Origin of the sequence: Algibacter sp. (assembly GCF_029245835.1) — a bacterium.
Lineage (GTDB): Bacteria > Bacteroidota > Bacteroidia > Flavobacteriales > Flavobacteriaceae > Algibacter_B.
Genome location: NZ_JAQWOO010000027.1, coordinates 32,299 through 52,010, shown reverse-complemented (window position 1 = coordinate 52,010; position 19,712 = coordinate 32,299). Strand labels below are relative to the sequence as shown.

At 32.6% G+C, this 19,712-nt stretch carries 21 protein-coding genes and 1 tRNA gene; 7 read left to right on the top strand and 15 right to left on the bottom strand.

The genetic code is table 11. The annotated features are described in order from the left end of the window. The first annotated feature begins 157 nt into the window (after positions 1-157). The 3 genes from bshB1 to P8K68_RS03915 all read left to right on the top strand — a co-directional run bounded on the left by bshB1 (position 158) and on the right by P8K68_RS03915 (position 1,689). Entirely contained in the window at positions 158-874 is a 717-nt protein-coding gene (gene bshB1 / locus P8K68_RS03925; protein ID WP_300248341.1) for a bacillithiol biosynthesis deacetylase BshB1, read from the top strand. Between the two features lie 259 nt (positions 875-1,133). After that, a tRNA-His gene (locus P8K68_RS03920) sits at positions 1,134-1,209 on the top strand. 78 nt (positions 1,210-1,287) lie between these two features. Continuing rightward, positions 1,288-1,689 (top strand): hypothetical protein, encoded by a 402-nt coding sequence (locus tag P8K68_RS03915; RefSeq protein ID WP_300248340.1) that lies wholly within the window; start codon positions 1,288-1,290, stop codon positions 1,687-1,689. A 9-nt stretch (positions 1,690-1,698) separates the two neighbouring features. On the opposite strand, the gene P8K68_RS03910 is transcribed toward P8K68_RS03915, so the two are convergent. The 4 genes from P8K68_RS03910 to P8K68_RS03895 all read right to left on the bottom strand — a co-directional run bounded on the left by P8K68_RS03910 (position 1,699) and on the right by P8K68_RS03895 (position 5,092). Further along, the gene (locus tag P8K68_RS03910) at positions 1,699-2,718 is read right to left on the bottom strand and encodes a M28 family metallopeptidase (RefSeq protein WP_300248339.1); all 1,020 of its coding nucleotides are present in this window, start codon (positions 2,716-2,718) and stop codon (positions 1,699-1,701) included. Positions 2,719-2,783: 65 nt separating this feature from the next. Beyond that, complete coding sequence (locus P8K68_RS03905) at positions 2,784-3,836, bottom strand: M28 family peptidase (protein ID WP_300248338.1); 1,053 nt, start codon at positions 3,834-3,836, stop codon at positions 2,784-2,786. Positions 3,837-3,960: 124 nt separating this feature from the next. Further along, positions 3,961-4,323 carry an FUSC family protein gene (locus P8K68_RS03900; protein ID WP_300248337.1) on the bottom strand — a complete coding sequence of 121 codons (363 nt, stop codon included), beginning with the start codon at positions 4,321-4,323 and terminating at the stop codon, positions 3,961-3,963. Positions 4,324-4,336: 13 nt separating this feature from the next. Further along, the gene (locus P8K68_RS03895; RefSeq protein ID WP_300248336.1) at positions 4,337-5,092 is read right to left on the bottom strand and encodes a DUF3108 domain-containing protein; all 756 of its coding nucleotides are present in this window, start codon (positions 5,090-5,092) and stop codon (positions 4,337-4,339) included. Between the two features lie 174 nt (positions 5,093-5,266). Between P8K68_RS03895 and P8K68_RS03890 the strand changes: the two genes are divergently transcribed. Next, complete coding sequence (locus P8K68_RS03890) at positions 5,267-6,106, top strand: universal stress protein (protein ID WP_300248335.1); 840 nt, start codon at positions 5,267-5,269, stop codon at positions 6,104-6,106. A gap of 96 nt (positions 6,107-6,202) precedes the next feature. After that, positions 6,203-6,541, top strand: coding sequence for a DUF4870 domain-containing protein (locus P8K68_RS03885; protein ID WP_300248334.1), 339 nt, complete (start codon positions 6,203-6,205; stop codon positions 6,539-6,541). A 964-nt stretch (positions 6,542-7,505) separates the two neighbouring features. Here P8K68_RS03885 and dnaN read toward each other — a convergent pair. The 6 genes from dnaN to P8K68_RS03855 form a co-directional block, all read right to left on the bottom strand. Further along, positions 7,506-8,624 carry a DNA polymerase III subunit beta gene (dnaN, locus tag P8K68_RS03880; protein ID WP_300248333.1) on the bottom strand — a complete coding sequence of 373 codons (1,119 nt, stop codon included), beginning with the start codon at positions 8,622-8,624 and terminating at the stop codon, positions 7,506-7,508. Between the two features lie 176 nt (positions 8,625-8,800). After that, the gene (gene gldG, locus P8K68_RS03875) at positions 8,801-10,456 is read right to left on the bottom strand and encodes a gliding motility-associated ABC transporter substrate-binding protein GldG (RefSeq protein ID WP_300248421.1); all 1,656 of its coding nucleotides are present in this window, start codon (positions 10,454-10,456) and stop codon (positions 8,801-8,803) included. Positions 10,457-10,464: 8 nt separating this feature from the next. Continuing rightward, positions 10,465-10,947, bottom strand: a complete 483-nt coding sequence (locus P8K68_RS03870) for a hypothetical protein (RefSeq protein ID WP_300248332.1) — start codon at positions 10,945-10,947, stop codon at positions 10,465-10,467. After that, entirely contained in the window at positions 10,948-11,664 is a 717-nt protein-coding gene (gene gldF / locus P8K68_RS03865) for a gliding motility-associated ABC transporter permease subunit GldF (RefSeq protein ID WP_300248331.1), read from the bottom strand. Positions 11,665-11,788: 124 nt separating this feature from the next. Further along, positions 11,789-12,085, bottom strand: coding sequence for an antibiotic biosynthesis monooxygenase family protein (locus tag P8K68_RS03860; protein ID WP_300248330.1), 297 nt, complete (start codon positions 12,083-12,085; stop codon positions 11,789-11,791). A gap of 14 nt (positions 12,086-12,099) precedes the next feature. Next, positions 12,100-12,990 (bottom strand): SAM-dependent chlorinase/fluorinase, encoded by an 891-nt coding sequence (locus P8K68_RS03855; RefSeq protein ID WP_300248329.1) that lies wholly within the window; start codon positions 12,988-12,990, stop codon positions 12,100-12,102. A 156-nt stretch (positions 12,991-13,146) separates the two neighbouring features. Between P8K68_RS03855 and P8K68_RS03850 the strand changes: the two genes are divergently transcribed. Together P8K68_RS03850 and P8K68_RS03845 are read left to right on the top strand one after the other, a co-directional pair. Next, on the top strand, positions 13,147-14,100 hold the full coding sequence (locus P8K68_RS03850) for a PhoH family protein (RefSeq protein ID WP_300248328.1): 954 nt from the start codon (positions 13,147-13,149) through the stop codon (positions 14,098-14,100). Between the two features lie 283 nt (positions 14,101-14,383). Continuing rightward, positions 14,384-15,331 (top strand): phosphoribosylaminoimidazolesuccinocarboxamide synthase, encoded by a 948-nt coding sequence (locus P8K68_RS03845; RefSeq protein WP_300248327.1) that lies wholly within the window; start codon positions 14,384-14,386, stop codon positions 15,329-15,331. On the opposite strand, the gene P8K68_RS03840 is transcribed toward P8K68_RS03845, so the two are convergent. The 5 genes from P8K68_RS03840 to P8K68_RS03820 all read right to left on the bottom strand — a co-directional run bounded on the left by P8K68_RS03840 (position 15,332) and on the right by P8K68_RS03820 (position 19,702). After that, positions 15,332-15,895: a hypothetical protein gene (locus P8K68_RS03840; protein ID WP_300248326.1), complete on the bottom strand. Its 564-nt coding sequence runs from the start codon at positions 15,893-15,895 to the stop codon at positions 15,332-15,334. It lies immediately after the preceding gene. A 51-nt stretch (positions 15,896-15,946) separates the two neighbouring features. After that, positions 15,947-16,678 (bottom strand): NAD(P)-binding oxidoreductase, encoded by a 732-nt coding sequence (locus P8K68_RS03835; RefSeq protein WP_300248325.1) that lies wholly within the window; start codon positions 16,676-16,678, stop codon positions 15,947-15,949. Positions 16,679-16,765: 87 nt separating this feature from the next. After that, positions 16,766-17,791 (bottom strand): serine hydrolase domain-containing protein, encoded by a 1,026-nt coding sequence (locus P8K68_RS03830; protein WP_300248324.1) that lies wholly within the window; start codon positions 17,789-17,791, stop codon positions 16,766-16,768. A 213-nt stretch (positions 17,792-18,004) separates the two neighbouring features. Then, positions 18,005-19,276: an NAD(P)/FAD-dependent oxidoreductase gene (locus P8K68_RS03825; protein ID WP_300248323.1), complete on the bottom strand. Its 1,272-nt coding sequence runs from the start codon at positions 19,274-19,276 to the stop codon at positions 18,005-18,007. Positions 19,277-19,300: 24 nt separating this feature from the next. Next, positions 19,301-19,702, bottom strand: a complete 402-nt coding sequence (locus P8K68_RS03820; RefSeq protein ID WP_300248322.1) for a DUF2452 domain-containing protein — start codon at positions 19,700-19,702, stop codon at positions 19,301-19,303. Positions 19,703-19,712 lie beyond the last annotated feature (10 nt).

Here is a 19,712-nt window from a genome sequence, read left to right as displayed (position 1 = left end):
TTATTTTTAAATAATTACTAAATTTACAGCTCAAAAAATGAAGAAAATAGTAACGAATACGTTTGCGTTATATAGAGTTTTACGATATTCTATATTTTAGATGTGTTTTTTGATTTAGTAAAGAGGTGAATCGGGATAAAAAAATTAAAAATTATATATGAAATTAGATATTTTAGCCTTTGGAGCGCATCCTGATGATGTAGAATTAGGTTGTAGCGGAACCATTGCAAAAGAAGTAGCAAATGGAAAAAAAGTAGGTATTGTAGATTTAACTCGAGGCGAGTTAGGAACCAGAGGGACAGCAGAAACTAGAGAAGAAGAGGCTTTCAATGCTGCGAAAATTTTAGGCGTAAGTATGCGGACTAACTTGGGGTTCTCTGATGGATTTTTTATAAATGATAAAGCACATCAATTGGCTGTTATTAAAATGATACGGAAATATCAACCAGAAATAATACTTTGTAATGCTATTGAAGATAGGCATATTGATCATGGGAAAGGAAGTCAATTAGTAAGAGATGCTTGTTTTTTAAGTGGATTACTAAAAATTGAAACTGAAGATGATGGAGGTAAACAGAAACCTTGGAGACCAAAGCAAGTTTACCATTATATGCAATGGAAAAATATTGAACCCGAATTAGCAGTCGATATTTCAGGTTTTATTGATAAAAAAATGGCCTCTGTTTTAGCGTATAAAACACAGTTTTTTGATGCCCATAGCAAAGAACCAGAAACACCAATATCTAGCAAAAATTTTACAGACAGTATTATTTATAGAGCTAAAGATTTAGGACGCTTAGTAGGTGTGGAGCATGCGGAAGGTTTTACTGTAGAACGTTATGTTACTGTTGATAGTTTGTTTGATTTAAAGTAGTTATGTTTTTTTTGTTTATTTATTTCAAATTTCAATTGAAAATATTAAAAAAGTCTTTGTTATAAAGGATGAAATCAATTACATTTGCACTCGCATTGTAAAATGCAAGTTACAGGGTAGTAATTTACGAGTTGAATTAGACTTATCCTTTTGCAAAACTTTTTTAAGTTTTAAGATAAAAATAGGTGGTGTTCAAGCTTTTGGTTAGAGCACGCCTTTTGTAAAAACTTTTTTAAAGTTTTATATAATAAAAAAACATGGTGGTTGTAGCTCAGTTGGTTAGAGCATTGGTTTGTGGTACCAAGGGTCGCCGGTTCGAATCCGGTCTTCCACCCAAAAAGCAAAAGCCTTTCAAGAAATTGGAAGGCTTTTTTTGTTATTTTGGTGATTCTTAATTTTTTTAAATCAATATCATGAAAAATCTTAAATTTTTAATACCATTATCATGTTGCTTATTGGTGTTTAGTTGTCCTAAAGATGATTCTATAGAGGAAGAAATCGAACAACAAATCAAAAACGTTACTTATGAGGTGATATTTTTTACTTATATAAAAGATACAGGAAATAACACTTCAAGATTATCATATGAGATAACCTTTAGTAACCCTAATGATAGCGCAATACAGGGGTTCTCTAAAATCACAACAAATGCTGATGGTTTTATGACATCAACCATATCTTCAAATAAAAGTCAATGTTATTCTATTGATGCTAATGCTGACTGTACATATAGTTTTGATGCTGAGGAATCTCACGATTTGGGTATTATCAATTCTATTGAATTGGAGTCCGTAAGCTATACTATTTCGAATTAGTTTTTTTGTTTATTTTTTATCTACCAATATACGCTCATCCCTATTAGCCAACTCCCAAGCGGTATGAAAAATAAGTTTTGCACGCGTTTCTAAAAAACCATAATTAATTTTATCTGGCGTGTCTGATGGCTTATGGTAATCAGCATGTGTACCGTTAAAATAGAATATTACAGGAATGTTGTTCTTAGCAAAATTATAATGGTCTGAACGGTAATAAAAACGATTCGGGTCATTGTCATCATTATAAGTATAATCAAATTCTAAATTGAAGTATTTTTTATTGATGTCTTCTGAAATGTCATGCAATTCTTTACTCAATTTATCTGAACCAATAAGATATAGATAGTTTTCACCAGATGCTTCATGCTTAGGATCAATACGACCAATCATATCTATATTTAAATTTGCTACGGTATTTTTTAGAGGAAAAATAGGGTCTTCATCTGCATAATACCGGGAACCGAAAAGTCCGATTTCTTCTCCTGTAACATGTAAAAATACAACTGTTCGTTTGGGGCCGTTTCCATCTTTTTCAGCAGTTTTAAAAGCTTCAGCAATTTCTAATATGGCAACCGTTCCAGAGCCATCATCGTCTGCACCATTATTAATAGCACCGTTATCGCTTATGCCAATATGGTCTAAATGAGCAGATATTATAATTACTTCATCCGGTTTTTCACTTCCTTTTATATATGCAATAACATTTTCAGAGTCTTTTATGTTGCTATTAAAGTAGCTTGCAGGAATCTCTTGAAAATAATCACCCTCAGCAATAGGTGATGAAATGTTGTTAGTTTGATAATGAGTTTTTATAAATTCAATAGCTTTTTTTTGACCAGGTTCACCAGTTCTTCTGCCTTCAAATTCGTTGGAAGCATAAGTGTAAAGCATGTCTTTAAGTTCATCAGATGTTATGGATGCTGCATAAGCTTCAGGATTAATTTCTTTTTCAGTTTTATTTTTAGTTTGCGAAGAGCTGCAGGATGTGAATAAAAATGTAAAAAAAATAAGTATTGCTATCTTTTTCATGAATCTGTTTTTTTTGTTAATATGCTATATTACAAAATGAATGAATACGTTTGATAGTTTTGAGGCTAATTTAACAATTCATTATTTATATCAATAACCAATCGGTTTTCTTGATTAGCAATTTGCCATGTTGTAGCAAAAATAAGTTGCGTTCGTTTTTCTAGTAAATCGTAATCTATTTTATCTGGCGTATCGGTTACCCTATGATAATCCTTATGCTCGCCGTTAAAATAGAAAATAACTGGAATATTATGCAATGCAAAATTGTAATGATCTGACCTCGAATAATAGTCGTGATTATCTCCTTCTGCATTAAACCTGTAGTCTAGATCAATATTGAAATACGTATCGTTTATTTTTTCAGAAATATAGTGAAGCTCTTTACTCAATCTGTCTGAGCCTATTAGATACAGGTAGTTTTTATTGTATTTATGAATAGCATCAACACGTCCTATCATGTCAATATTTAAATTAGTAATGGTGTTTTCCAACGGAAATACCGGATATTTTGTGTAAAATGCAGAACCTTGTTTTCCAATTTCTTCAGCAGTTAAATGCAGGAATAAAATACTACGTTTAGGACCAAAACCATCTATTTTTGCCTGATTAAATGCTTGAGCCATCTCCATAAGCGCTACCGTTCCAGATCCGTCATCATCTGCACCATTATTTACTAAACCCTCTTTTGAAATGCCTAAATGATCTAAATGCGCAGAAATAATGATAACATCTTCAGGGTTTTCTGAGCCTTCAATGTAAGCCATTACATTTTCAGAATTTTTATATTTTCCACCAAAAAAACTACTTGGTATTGTTTGATAGTAATTGTCACCTCCAAAGGGCGATTCAATATTTTCATCTATATAATAAGATTCTAAAAAAGTTGATGCTAGTTTTTGTCCAGGTTCACCAACACGTCTTCCCATAAATTCATTAGAAGAGAATTTGTATAAATGAGTTTTAAGCTCTTTAGCCGTTATAGTTTGAGCATATTTTTTTAGTAAAGTGCTATCTACTAAAGTTATACTGTCTTTTAAGTTCTGTATTTTGGTTGTATATTTTGGTTTTGCACAAGTACCAACTAAAATAATTAAAGAGAGAATACAAAAAGTTTTCATGTATATTAAATAATTATTGATTAGATGCAACTAACAAATTATCCAGATAGATATTGAAATTTTTAACCTGTTAGGTTCATTTTAATCAATCACAAATATACAAATTTACAGCAGAAATTACTTACTATTCAAACGAAATATCTTCTAATTCAGAATCGTCTATTTCAATATCAAGATTTTCTAGTTCTTCAATAGATTGCTCTTCTAATTTACTTTCTGTGGCTTCAATAGTTTCCGTATTGGTTACTTCAGTTTTTGTGAAAATTGATTTATAGGTTGTAATTGCTAATGCCATTATGGTTAATAGAAATATAAATTGTATTATTTTTTTAACTTTTCCAGTTTTTTTAGATAGATAGAATGCCATACCACCAAAAACTAATGCTGCTATAGCCGGAATAATTGCTAAGTTTGAAAGCGGTAAAACCGAAAAAATAATAGCTAAAATAGAGGCTATTAAAGCTAGAATGGTAAAGAGTTTTTTCATTTTAAAATATGTTTTAGTTTTTTAAACCTGAAGCAGATTTTATCTTTAACTCTCCTGTACCTACTGGGATTTTAAATTTGCCATATACCGGAATTTTATTTTCATCTGCTGTAAGCCATAAAGTACCACTTACAGTATTAGAACTAGCAGATCCTAATGCAATTTTATAACATGCTTTGCGTCCTAAAGCTGTAGAAATAGTCTCTTTTCCTAAATACGTTACTCTGGCTTTAACTTCTTCTCTATCAAATAAAATTGTAAATATTTTGTTTGTTCCAGAGCTTAAATTATTAAAATCAAAAGTTCTTATAGTGTATAAAGTAGAAATAATATCTTTAGTATCAGAACCTATGGATACCGTTTTCTTTTGCTCCCAACCACTTTTTTTCTTTTGTACTGTTTTTACCGTTTTAGTTTTATGGCTAAAGGTGTATTTCACGTTCTTGTAATAGCCGCCTTCATTAATATCTCTATTGTATAAATAAGGCTTTAGCGTATTTGGGTTTACATAACTTTCATACAAATCTCTAATTTTAAAAAAACTATCCCATTTACTATACGTGGTAGCTTTACATTTTAATCTTAAAAGTGTTGCTTTTGATGTTTTAACAGCACTGGTTTCCATAGTAACTTCAGCTAAATCAGTTAAAATACCCGACATATTATAAGAAGCTGTGTAAGTCAATTTTTCTCCAGCACCAACAGCATTATTTTGTGCGTTTAGAGATATAGAAATTAAAAATAATAACAAAAAAGAAATACGTATCATAAAAGTAATTTAGGTTATAACGTACTATTAATCATTTATTGTGCCGAAAATACAATGCTTAAAATTATTATACTAATTTATTAGTGATATTGTATAGTTGTGATTTAAATGATTTATATCATAGTATTTAATACTTGATTGCTATAAGTTTACTTGGTTATTAATTATAAGGTCATGAAAAATATTCTATTACCAACAGACTTTTCTAAAAATTCAATAAATGCTATTTACTATGCTTTAGAATTCTTAAAAGATCAAGAATGTCAGTTTTACATCTTAAATGTACAGAAAGCGTCTTCATTTATCACCGATGATATGATGGTGGTTAATTCATCCACAACGATTTATAAAACATTAATAAATGCAGCAAAAAAATCTATCAATAACATCATCACAACAATTGAAGAAGAGTTTGAAAATAAAAAACATACATTTCATTCTATAGTAGATTATGATAATTTTATAGACGCTATAAATCAAGTCTCTAAAAACAATAGTATTGATTTGATAATTATGGGAACCAAAGGTGCATCAGGTTTAGAAAAAATGCTTTTTGGCAGTAATACCGTTCGTGTTATGCAACGTTGTAAAGCTCCCGTTTTAGCCATTCCAGACCGATGCAAATTTAAAAGCATAGATACGATTGCTTTTGCTACAACAAACTCTAAAATTTTTAAGCCAGAAGAAGTCAAAATATTACATAAAATAATAACTTTTAATGAAGCGTCATTAAAAATTCTTCATTTAGCAGACCAAAATCATTTAGCCTATGAGGCTTTCGATAATTTGGATTTCTTAGATGCTAATTTTAATAATGTAAATCATGAGTTTATAGATACACCAAGTAACGAGATGTTTACCATTGTTCATAATTATATTCAAGAAAACAATATAGATATGTTAGCCATTATGAATAAAAAACATTCTTTTTTAGAGCGTTTATTTACAACGCATTCCGTTGAAAGGTTTGCCTTTAAAATTGATATTCCACTTTTGGTTATGCAGTATCAATAGCACAATATTTCTGGGTTAATTATAGATTTAGCATATTGGTATGTAACAATTTCAAAACATATGCGTCATATAAGTATCAATCAATAATTAATCATCATGCGACAAGATAATCAACTATTAGTCATCACACATTTAAGTCAGTTAATCACATTAGTAACTGGTTTTGGTAGTTTAATATTACCATTAGTACTCTGGCTCACACAAAAAGAAAAAGTGTCTCAAATGGATACACACGGTAAAAATATTATAAACTTTCAGTTAAGTTTAATACTGTATTGTATCATCTGCATACCGCTAATTTTATTATTTGGCTTAGGCCTTTTAGGTTTTGCAGTTTTAGGGGTCGTATCCATAATATTTCCTATTGTAAATGCCATAAGAGCAAGCCGAGGCGAAACCCCAACATACCCTTTATCTCTTAATTTTATTAGTTAGTGAATTTGAATGAGATACATGAAACGCTCACTTTTTAGTGGGCGTTTTTTTTTGTTCTAATGTTTTAGGCGTTACCACAAGGGTCAGGCTTTCGGCAGTCGCTTTTTTGTGTTGCATAGGTGCAACAACACAAAAAGAGCTTCAACAATGCCTCAATCCTTAACGCAGAAATCACATTTCCATTTTAAAATTTAGTCATAATTAATACGTGCGCTAGCGAGGGCTTACTAATTGTAAATTGAAGATACTATTTTTAGTAAAAATGAAATAAAAAAACCAAAGCCATTGCCTTGAGGGATACAGTCCAACAGGAACTACACTTTGGTATGTTATTCATCACAAAAGATTATCTCTCCGATGCTGCAATAACAAAACAAAATAACTAAAAATATGTAGTATATAAAAATTGGGTGCTACAATTTTTAATAAGGCTTCTTTTTATTTTAACGATGCTCTAAAGTCGCCATTTAGCTCGCCTATTTTTATTTTTTTGGAGGTTCGTGTTAATCTTGAGCGTTTTCAACTATTGCGATTTCTTCAACACTCAACCCATACAACTCATAAACCATTTGGTTGATTTTATTAGAAAGTGAATTTGAATGAGATACATGAAACGCTCACTTTTTAGTGGGCGTTTTTTTTGTTTTAATGTTTTGGGCGTTACCACAAGGGTCAGTCTTTCGGCAGTCACTTTTTTGTGTTGCATACAACATCACAAAAAGAGCTTCAACAATGCCTCAATCCTTAACGCACTTGATTGCTGGCTTGATTTTCTAACGCGAAAGTTGGTTTGTTTTGAAGAGCTTCGTTTAATGCAAAGATAAAGTTGTGTTTCAATGCACTTTATTGATTGTTAAGCGAAGTTAGTTGATTTTTCTTAAAAAGAAAATAAGACAAAAAAAAGCAGCAACCTAAATTAAAGATTACTGCTTTTATATTTTGAGATTCCTGCAAACGGAGGAATTTAGTTATTTAACATCACAGGCATTACCAACATCGTAATATGTTCCCCTTCATCCAAACCATCAACAGGCGTTAAAATACCTGCTCTATTTGGCATGCTCATTTCTAGCTGTACGTTATCTGCACTTAAGTTATTCAACATCTCTGTTAAAAAACGCGAGTTAAACCCAATTTGCATGTCATCGCCTTGATAATCACAAGTTAAACGCTCTTCGGCTTTGTTGCTGTAATCAATATCTTCAGCCGAAATATTTAATTCTGCTCCAGCAATTTTTAAACGTATTTGATGGGTTGTTTTGTTAGAGAAAATACTAACACGACGCACAGAATTTAAAAACTGATTTCTATCAATAACTAGTTTATTCGGATTCTCTTTCGGGATTACCGCTTCGTAGTTTGGATATTTTCCATCAATTAATCTACAAATCAACTCAGAATTTTCAAACGTGAATTTAGCGTTACTGTCGTTATATTCAATTGTTACATCATCTTCACTAGCTGCCAAAATACCTTTTAAAAGATTTAATGGTTTTTTAGGCATAATAAACTCAGCAACCTGATTTGCTTTTACATCTTCACGCGTATACTTCACTAATTTATGAGCATCAGTAGCCACAAAGGTTAAGCCTTCCGTAGAAAATTGAAAAAATACACCGCTCATTACAGGGCGTAAATCATCGTTTCCAGTAGCAAAAATAGTTTTGCTAATAGCGGTTGCTAAAACATCTCCAGTTATAACCGTTTTACTTGGGTCTTCTAGCGCAACAGCCTTAGGGAATTCGTTTCCATTAGAATAAGCCAAAGCATATTTACCGTGGTTAGAGCTAATTTCAACCGTATTGTTCTCTTCAACAACAAAAGTTAAAGGTTGCTCAGGGAAGGTTTTTAAAGTATCTAATAACAATCGAGCAGGAATGGCAACACTGCCTTTACTATCACTCTCAACATCTAATGTAGAAGCCATAGTGGTTTCTAAATCACTTGCAGAAACGGTAAGTTGCGTGTGGTCTAATTCAAATAAAAAATTATCTAAAATAGGTAGGGTGTTCGAGCTATTAATAACGCCACCTAAAACCTGTAATTGCTTTAATAAATAAGTACTTGATACTATAAATTTCATGTGTTAGATTATATTTTTTTATAAGGTTACATGCAACATTTATGTTATGAGTATAAAAACAAGAACATGCTTTTAGTTATAACTGTTTCATGTAAATAACTGTGTTTAGTTTTCCAAAATCACTACTTACAAATATATTCCAAACAGTCTATATTTGGAAACAAACTTATTAACATTTAAGAAGCGTATTTTTTCTTTCTCAGGTAGTTGAAAGCAAAACCCAATACACCAAGTAAAACTAATGGTAGTAAGATGTTTATAAGTTGCCACTTGGTTTTTTCTGAAGCTATTTTTTGCTGATTTAAGAAGGCTACATCAATTTCTTTAGATCGAATGTTTATAAGTCCGTTATCGTCCAATAAATAATTAACCGCATTCAGTAAAAATTCTTTATTGCCGTAGGTCTTTCCCGTCCATCTATCAAAACCTAATTCTTGTGGTACGTTTCTAATAACATCGTTTTTTATAACGTCGCCATCAGCAATTACAATCATTTTTGTTGTAACACTTTTATTTTTTGAGTCTTGAATATTAAAAGGCTTGATGCGATTGGTGTAAACCGAATTAAATTGCCCTTCCAACAATACGGCAAGTGTTTGATTATCTGTATTGAAGCTTTGCGGATTTTGTTCTTTAGTAACCAACTCTAAACTCACTTCTCTGGGTGTGCCTTCTAATTTTGTTAAAGGCGCAGTTTCAAGAAGTATGGTTTTATGGATCTCATTTTTTAAGAGGTCAATTTGATTCGCAAAATCGAATTTTACTAAGTTTAAATTATTAGTAATAGGATGTTTACTACTGGAGCCTGCTAAAGGTGAATACGGCCATTTTAAATGCTGAAATTGCGACTGACTGCCTTCGCCCATAGCCAAAGTAATAGGCGCAGAGTAAAGTGTGCTTACCAAATAGGGGTTAATACGAATACCATATTTAAAAAAGAAATCGGTTAAATTTAAATCTCTATTCACTGCGTAACTTGTTCCTGTAGCGTTGTATAAACTATCTTTTTCCATAGCTACGGCATCAATTAACCAAAGGCTTTTTCCGCCATGCATGGTATATTGATCTAGAACTAGTTTTTCTTCCTCAGAAAAAGCTTCTGTAGGTTTTGCAGAAATAATTAAATCAAAACGATTAATAGCTTTAAGTGTTTTTTGTGGGTTTGAAGCCACACTATCAAGGGTGAAAGGAGCGATATAATAATACGCACCAAGTTTTTTTACAAAATTAGCAATGTACTTGTCTTCCAATTGTTTATTGCCTTTTAAAATAGCGATTTTCCGGCGTTTTGGTTTGGTAAGTTTACTAAACCCATCTGCAAAAGCATACTCTAAATGCTGAACGGAATTACTAACCAACTCTTGTTGTGAGGTTCCAATTTTATTTTTTACCAAAGGAATAATAACGGTACGCTCATTATAACTTGCCAAAGCCCAAGGGAAAATAACAGCTTGTGATGATTTTCCGTTCTCTTGAACGCTTAGCTGCATTGGTGTTAATCCGCGTTGAGTGAGTTGCTGAATATTACGCTCTCGTGTAGATTCATCCTCCAACGGATTAATAAAGTTGAAAATAATATTATTATTTACAGCTGAAAACTCTTCTAATAACTGTTTTGTTTCGTTTTTAAGTCGTCTAAATTCCGAAGGGAAATCTTCGCCTTCTAAAAACACATCCAGAACCATTGGAGATTCTAAATCTTCAATTATTTCTGTAGCAGATTCACTTAAGGTATAACGTTGATCCGTAGTTAAATCAAAACGTTTAAACACTTTACTGCTTATAAAGTTAATTGCCATTAAAGCAATTATTAAAATCAATATGTATTTTATAGTTTTATTCAAAAGGTCTTTTCTAATTGATAAGGTCTTATCGATTCAACACGATTATTTGTAAATTGAAATTCTAAACATTCTTGCTTATCATTAAAAGCGCCTGGTTTAAAACCCATATTGTAATTCCATTTGTCTTGCGAATTTATTTTTAGCGTATCATCCCAACTAAACCATTCTGGCTTTCCTAAAAGGGCTTTAATATCACTTTTTTTCTTTCCTATAAATACACTATCATTTAGAATTTGATTAGCCATTTCATAGCGTAATTCGGGTTGCTCTTCCCAAGCTTCCGCATTAAAATATTTTTCATGATGATACGCACTAAATATATTCAGCATCGGGTAAAACAAGTAAAAATAAACAATAGGCGTTAGTACTAAACTTACTATAAATGTGAGCCATTTGCGTTTATCAATAGTATTAATAAATAGCCAAACTGCTATAAATACTAGAACAAGAAAAAACACAAATAAAGGCGTAATAATCATTTACTTTGCTTTGTTTATATTTAGTTTGGTTAGCAATAAAAAGAATATGGTTATGCTTAAAAAATAGATGATGTCTCGAGTGTCTAAAACGCCACGACTCATACTTTTATAATGCGTGCTCATGCCTAATTGTTCTACAAAATCACTAGACATAAACTCTGCAACCCCTTCAAAACCAATATAAAATATAAAACAGATAAAAACAGCAGTGATAAATGCCACAATCTGATTGTCTGATAACGTTGACGCAAAAACACCAATAGCGGTGTAAGCAGCCACTAAAAACAGTAAGCCCAAATAAGAACCTAAAGTGCTTCCTAGGTCTAAATTACCAACCGGGTTTCCTAATTGATAAACCGTATAAACGTGTAGTAATGTTGGTAAAAGCGCAATTAATATTAAAAGAAGTGCCCCGAAATATTTCCCTAAAACAATGTGGAAATGTGAAATAGGTTTGGTTAATAGTAGCTCTAAAGTACCTTGTTTTTGTTCATCTGAAAAACTACGCATAGTCACAGCAGGAATCAAGAAAATTAAAATCCAAGGTGCTAGTAAAAAGAAGGGTGATAAGTCTGAAAACCCGTAATCTAAAATATTAAACTCGCCTTTAAAGAGCCATAGAAATAAACCGTTTAAAACTAAGAATATAGCAATAACCAAATAGCCTATTGGTGAGGCGAAAAATGAATTTATTTCTTTTTTTAAAATGGCAAGCATTTGTTTTTTGATTTGTATGTTATTACGAGGAGGTAACGACGTGGTAATCTTTTTATTCGTGTTAATTTCTTAAAAGATTGCCACAACAAATTTATCAATTTGTTTCGTAATGCCGGTTCATTTGTTACTCTAAACTTTGCAACTTATCAACACTCCAAGCTTCTGGTCTGATGCTAAAAAGTGGTTTCACCTTGCTCCAAACGGTGTTAAATAACTCAGATTTTCTATAATTTTCTAAAGCGGCTTCAGATTCCCAATAGCTATAAGTAAAGAAAATACTAGGGTCGTTTTTATCTCTATATAATTCTAAAAAATTACAACCTTCAAAAGCTCTTATTCTTGTTTTGGTGTCATCAAAATTTTGAAGAAATACTTCAATATTCTGTTTATAGAATCCCATTTTAACTATTCTTACTAGCATAAATATTCTTTAAATTAAAAATCTGAAGCTTTAATATTTTGCGGAATTTCAGACCCTTTTGGAATGACTGGATTTGGAATAAAATTAATGCTTACAGTATCCATTAATCTGAGTCCTAAAAGCGTTGATGCGCTACCAACTGTAGCACTATTACTCTTATAAACAGCTATTTCTAAAAAATCACCAGAGTTAAAAACAACAAGCTTTCTCCCTTCATCATGACGCTTGTTTTCTGGAATTTCAAAGTTTACAATATCACTATATTTATTATGTATTTTTTTAAAGGTGTAGTTCCGTGCCGAAATTTCAAAATCCCGTCCCTTTTGTACGGTTTCAAAAAAGTTTCGTTTAATATTGGTAACTACGTTTCCATAATTATCAATATAAATAATACTTCCTATTATTTGAGTTTTATCGTCATTAACGTAAGGTACAATATTTTTAATGGGGCATATTTCAGAAATAGGTTTGCCAATAACTTCTAAAGTGCCACCACGAGCAATATGACAAGCTACTTTTACAAATACATCCAATACCGGAAAACTACTTTGTATTTTATCATGAATATTTATTTCAACAATTTTTTCTGGCGCAATTTCAGAGCAAATCATACTCATAATACCATTATTTGCACAAATAAAATAATGGTCATCTAGTTTTATAGCAATGTGTTTATTTTCAGGGTTTATCTCAGAATCAATTCCTATAATATGTATGGTACCCTTCGGAAAACTAGTATATGCATTTTGAATAATATAAGCAGCCTCCGGAATATTAAAAGCCGAAACAGAATGAGAGATATCAACAATTCTAACATCAGGTAGCTCACTATAGATGGCGCCTTTTGTTGCGCCACCAAAGTAATCTTTTTCACCAAAATCAGTTGTTAATGTTATGATTGCCATGGGCAAAATTGTTGATATGTTTTTAGCGTTTTGTCACTCAAATTTATGTATTTTTGAGTTTCACATGTATGTCATACAAAACTAATAAATCATTTCATCTAAGTAAACATTATTTCAATTAATATATTTGAAAATTATTTAACTAATAACACGCTTTTGAACGAAATTATTATCGAACTCGAAGAAATAACTCCAAAAGAATTTTTTGGAGCTCAAAATGCAAATATTGAACTTCTTAAAAAATACTTTCCAAAATTAAAAATTGTTGCCCGCGGTAATAAAATTAAAGCCTTTGGTGATGAGGAATTACTTGAGGAATTTGATAGACGTATTACCATGCTACTAAAGCATTTTGCAAAGTATAACAAATTGGATGAAAACGTAATTGAACGCGTGTTAACCAGCCAAAGTAGTGATGATTACTCAACATCAAAGCAAAGTGGAGAAACTATTGTGCATGGTGTTGGTGGAAAACTGATTAAAGCGCAAACTGCAAACCAACGCAAAATGGTAGAGCTTATGCGTAAAAACGATATGGTTTTTGCCATTGGTCCAGCGGGTACAGGTAAGACTTATACAGGTGTTGCTTTGGCAGTTCAAGCTTTAAAAAACAAGGAGGTAAAGCGAATTATATTAACACGTCCCGCAGTAGAAGCAGGGGAGAACCTTGGTTTTTTACCTGGCGATTTAAAAGAAAAACTAGACCCATACATGCAACCGTTATACGATGCGTTGCGCGATATGATTGCTCCCGAAAAATTAGCAAGTTATATAGAAAAAGGCACCATACAAATTGCACCATTAGCCTTTATGCGCGGGCGCACTTTAGATAATGCTTTTGTAATTCTTGATGAAGGACAAAACACCACGCACGCCCAAATGAAAATGTTTTTAACGCGTATGGGCAAAAACGCTAAATTTCTTTTAACAGGCGATCCTGGTCAAATAGATTTACCACGTCGAACCATTTCGGGTTTAAAAGAAGCTTTGTTAATTTTAAAAAATGTAGAAGGCGTCGGCATGATCTTTTTAGACGATAAAGACGTTATCCGTCATAAACTCGTTAAAAAAGTTATTGCAGCATATAAAAGTATAGAAAACGTAGACTAGACAATAAAAAGTAAACAGTCGCAGTCGCAGTTTTCAGTTAAGTCGCAATAAGAAAACGTAATGTCACGTTGAGTGCAGTCGAAACGTCTCAAGTGTCATTAGAAAAATAATAATTAGAAGCTATTTCCAGCTTTCGGCAGTCGCTTTTTTGTGTTGCATATGTGCAACAACACAAAAAGAGCTTCAACAAAGCCTCAATCTGGGCTAGGGCTTTTTAGTTAAAAACAAAACACACAATTAAAAAGGCTAATAGCCAAAAGCTAAAGGCCAACAGCAAAACACAATGAGTAACACCATAACAGACACCAATTTCAATTTTCCAGGACAAAAAAGTCTTTATAAAGGAAAAGTAAGAGCCGTATATAACATCAATGACGAAGAATTAGTCATGGTAGCAACCGATAGGCTGTCCGCATTCGATGTCGTAATGCCAAAAGGTATTCCATACAAAGGGCAGATACTAAACCAAATCGCTACTAAAATGATGGCAGCAACCGAAGATTTAGTTCCTAATTGGTTAACCGCAACTCCAGACCCCAATGTTGCCGTGGGGCATTTATGCGACCCTTTTAAAGTAGAAATGGTCATTCGTGGCTATATGTCTGGTCATGCAGCACGCGAGTATAAATTAGGCAAACGTATGCTTTGTGGCGTACCAATGCCCGAAGGTATGAAAGAGAATGATAAGTTTCCAGAACCTATTATTACACCAGCAACCAAAGCCGAAATGGGCGACCATGATGAAGATATTTCGCGTGAAGACATTCTAAAACGTGGTATTGTTTCAGAAGAAGATTATGTAGTTTTAGAAGATTATACACGCAAATTATTCCAACGCGGTTCTGAAATTGCCGCTTCAAGAGGTTTGATTTTAGTCGATACCAAATATGAATTCGGGAAAACTAAAGAAGGAAAAATCGTGTTGATTGACGAAATACACACACCAGATTCCTCGCGCTATTTTTACGCCGATGGTTATCAAGAACGTCAAGATAAAGGTGAAGCCCAAAAGCAACTCTCTAAAGAATTCGTGCGTCAATGGTTAATCTCAAACGATTTTCAAGGCTTAGAAGGACAAACGGTGCCTTTTATGAGTGACGAGTATATTCAGTCTGTTTCAGAACGTTACATAGAGCTTTATGAAAACATCACAGGCGAAACCTTTGTAAAAGCGGATGTGTCTAATATTCAAGAGCGTATAGAGCAAAACGTTTTGGAGTATTTGAAGTAATTACTTGTTTTTCCTTTTTATAGTTGAAAATCCAAGCGTTACTAGTACAATTATCAGCGTTATGAAAAACAGGGTTGTCGAAACACTTTTTATGATTGTAAATACATTTGTTGCACTTACTAATATATTTGTCACGTCCGGAAAAGTACTAAGCATTGCAACTATTCCGAAATTTTCAAAATAATCAGCAATTCCTGCAATTATTGGAAGTAGGCATAAAAAGGAGTAAGGTGTTTTGAGCTTGTTTAGTTTTTTTAAAAAATATCCAAGAAGCAAACAGTACGAAAGCCCGAAAAGCAATGGATAGAACATATCAACAGGAATTTGTTTTGTTAGATAGGTATCACGCCCAATTTCCCCAAGGGCATTAAATAGTTCGCTAACGTAATTTAAATCATAGCCCATAGGCATCATGTCCAACAATTTCATTCCATCTGAGAAGGCCATGGTTCTTGGAATGGTAATAGTTAGCATAAAAACATAAATGACATTGGTGATGATAAAAAGTGATAATACTTTCTTTCCTGATATATGCCGTTCAATAAATTGATTCAATCTATTCATGTTATAAATAAGTTTTAATTTTAAAGGTATTACCTTTATTTGGTATAGGTATTATTCTGCAGCCGATTTATTATAAATCACAGGCATTTGCCCTTTCCATGTGGTCCATAAAGTAGCATCGCTAATTAAATTAGCCATAAAATGCCCCACATTTATACGACTGGTTTTTCCGGCATTAAAAATGGCGCTTCTTGTTGGCGACGCGTGTGTTTCATAATCGGTTACTTGGTCTTCGTCAATTAAATTATCTGGTCTAACAGCCGCCCATTCAATAAATGCATTGTTTTGCCCAATTTGGGTGCGTAAATAATCTGCCGCTTTTTCATTATCCACATGTGGAGGTAATAATAAACGTAGCAGCCCAATCACACATTTTTGAGCAAAGGAAATTGGTTCTTTTAAGTCACGATTACGATTTCCAGTTGTGTTCATTAAAACATACTTAACGGGCTTTTTTGGAGCATTGGTTTTTACAGCATCACATAGTCGTCGAGCAGCATCAGTCACCAGTTTTCTGGGTTGTCCATAAACGCCTTTCCAAGTTAAATTATGTCCAAGGCACGAGGCAATGGCATCACAATCAGCAACATGTTTACGCATGGCTTCGTCGTTTAAATCTAATATACTAGCAGCGATTATTTGTAGGTTGTCATTGCTTTTCCAAGATTCTGGTAGCTTTTCTGGAGATCTTACAATCACTTTAATGTTATGCTTTTTAATAAGCAGTTGTTCTACTAATTGTTTTCCTGTGGCGCCACTTGCACCTACTACTAAAATTGTCATATAATGTTTTGTTTTGTAAAAAGCGTTTCGTGCTTTTTTTGGTAAGACGTTCTTCAAACCAAAATGTTTCACGGTTTTTAAACTTTTTTATGAGTTTTTGTTAGTCCTTACAATTTTTACAATACGATGTATTACAATCTCAGATAAATTCCATTGGTATCCGTTAAAATCAGTAGTGTTCATAAATTGCACAACAACCGTGTCAATATTTTTATGGTATTCTGCAAGACTTTGATACCCAGGAACCAAACCACCATGGTTGTACACATAAATGGAAGCATAAATGTCTTTTTCGTCGCCCTCAAATACAGAGCCGTCGTTTAAGGCTCTCAGGAATATGCCCACATCCTCGGCTGTTGCTAACATCCCTTGTTCTTCAGTTTTTAAATCGGGTTCATGGCCAACATAATAACCACTCATTACATCGTCTATATTAACTTCGTCAAGCGAAAAGAAGGTGTTTTTTAGCCCAAGCGGCACCAAAATTTCCTCCTTAATATATTGGTGGTGGCTATAGCCAACTGTTTTATCGATAAGTTCGGAAAGCAGCAAATAATTGGTGTTTGAATATTCGTAATCTTCATCGGGTTCAAAGTTAGCTGGTAAATCTAAAATGAGTTCAAGGCATGCTTCGGCTGATTTAGGTGAGTTTTCCCAAAAACCAGGATGGTCGGTAATATTAGGAATCCCACTTCTGTGTTGCGCCATCAATTGCAAGGTTATTTTGTCAGCGTGTTCAATGCGTCCCGCAAGTTCTGGAAAGTAATCCGCAAGGGTTTTATCCAAATCCAAACGCTGGTCGTTAACCAATTTGGTAATCGCTACAGCTACATATAATTTGCTAATACTGGCAATTTTGAATAGTGATTTTGGGTCGGCAGGGATTTTGTTTTTCGTGTCTTTCCAGCCACCAGCATAAAATGCTGGAGCTTCGCCCGCTTCATCTACATAAACAATCATACCATCAAATCCATGACCAATGGCTTCGTCTACTTGTTCTTGTACCGTATTGGGCAGTGGCAATATCCAAGCCCACACCAAAATCCATGGTACGTAAAATAGGGAGATTGCGGTTCCAGTAAGCAATACGATTCTGAATATCTGTTTTTTCATCCTTTAATTAATTTTATAGCTTGATGTAACTATCTTTAATTGTGTATAATGATACAAATTACAGCTAATAATTATATTTTTAAAATTGTAATTTTCTGAATTGTCATTTTTAAAGGATGAATTGGCGAAACATTTGTAAAAGCAGATGTTAGTACTTTTCAAAAGCGGATTGAAGCTAATATTATAGCGTATTTTAAGAAGTCATTTTATAATTTAATGCACAATATTTTGTGAAGAAGTATATCCAGATAACGCTTCTATAATGCCTAGCGCTGCTCGTTCACCAGACATCATAGCCGCATTTAGTGAGCCATTAAGCTGTGTATCGCCTGCTAAGAAAATCTTAGAGTTTAAACGTGTTTCAGAGGGTAACATATCATATTTTAGGCTGTGTAATTTTGGTAAAGCCATTGGTATATAATAATGTTTTATAAACTTTAAATTATCAATACCACAATGGGTTTTTAATTCTTCTTTTACCATTTCAATGAGTGCTTCATTCGATACATTTTTATTGTCAATTACAGTTACCGAAAGTAATTCTTTGTTTCGAGTTGCGTTGGTAGTTAGACTTGTATGGTAAAAAATATTATTTATGAGTGTTCCCTGATGTGGTATTAAACCAATTAGAGATTTTTTAATAATTCTTTGTTCACTTTCAAAATATAAAGTGTTACAAGATTTCCATAGTGTTGTTTGGTTTTTTAAATTAGAAACTAAATGATGTGCATCTGTTGCTATTATTGTAAAATCACTATCTAGTTTTGTAGTAGTTTCAAGTGTTATTTCACCATCTTTTACCGCTGTTACTTTGGTATCAAATTTAAAAGTAGTTTGTTTTAATTTTTGATATAATTGTTCCGGGATTGCTTTAATACCATCTTTTGGTAGGGCTGCATAACCTTCTCCAAACATTTTATAAATAAACTCAAACATTCTACTGGAGGTCTCTAATTTATCTTCAAGAAAAATGCCACTAAAGAATGGCTTAAAAAACTCGTTTATCATTTTATCCGAGAAACCTAAATGTGATAAATATGATAATGTAGATACTTCTTCTTCAGCAAATATATCCACAATTGTTTTTTTCTTTAGCTTATTATTTAGTTGGAGTATTTTAATTTTATCTGAAAAGTTACCTATTCCAGAAAATAATGTAGAAAACAAAAAAGAAGTCTCTCTTAAAGGGTCGCCAATTATTTTTTGCTTTCCATTTTTAAAAATGGAAGCTCCCGGTAAGAATTTTTGTAAATCTAAAGTTTCAAAGTCAAGATATTTTTGTGCTGCAGGATAAGACGTTAATAATACTTGAAAACCATGGTCTAATTGATAACCGTCTACGATGTCTGTTTTCACTCTTCCACCAACACTTTTAGTCGCCTCAATAATAGTAGGAGAGAAACCATTTTCTTCCAAAACTCTTGCAGCTATTAAACCGCTAATACCTGCTCCAATAATATGTATTTTATAATCTTTCTTATGCATTTTGAGTTTCTAAGTGATTGTGAATTATACTTTTTCCCAAGTTTGGTCTACATTCAAATAAAAACTACCTAATGCATTAAAATCACATTGTTCTGGAGCAATTATAGAAAGAAAAGATTCTCCATTGTCTCTTTTGTATAAATGATACACCTCGCCAACAATAGGTTCAAAAGTAAACTTAGCATCAAAAATGAGTTTGTTGTATTCAAACTCTTCCATCATTTTATTGTATTCAGCTTGTAATTTTAAATATTTTGCTTCAACCTTATGGTTTATCTTATTAATACTCCTATTTTTCCAAGAGATATTATCTGTTGCAGTAATTACTGGAGCACCAACAGAAGTTGAATAGGGCTTGATGGCCGCATCATATGTTTTGGTTTCTGAATTAAAAACGACGTTATCAGGTTTTTTGTCTTCTTTCATTTTTAATATA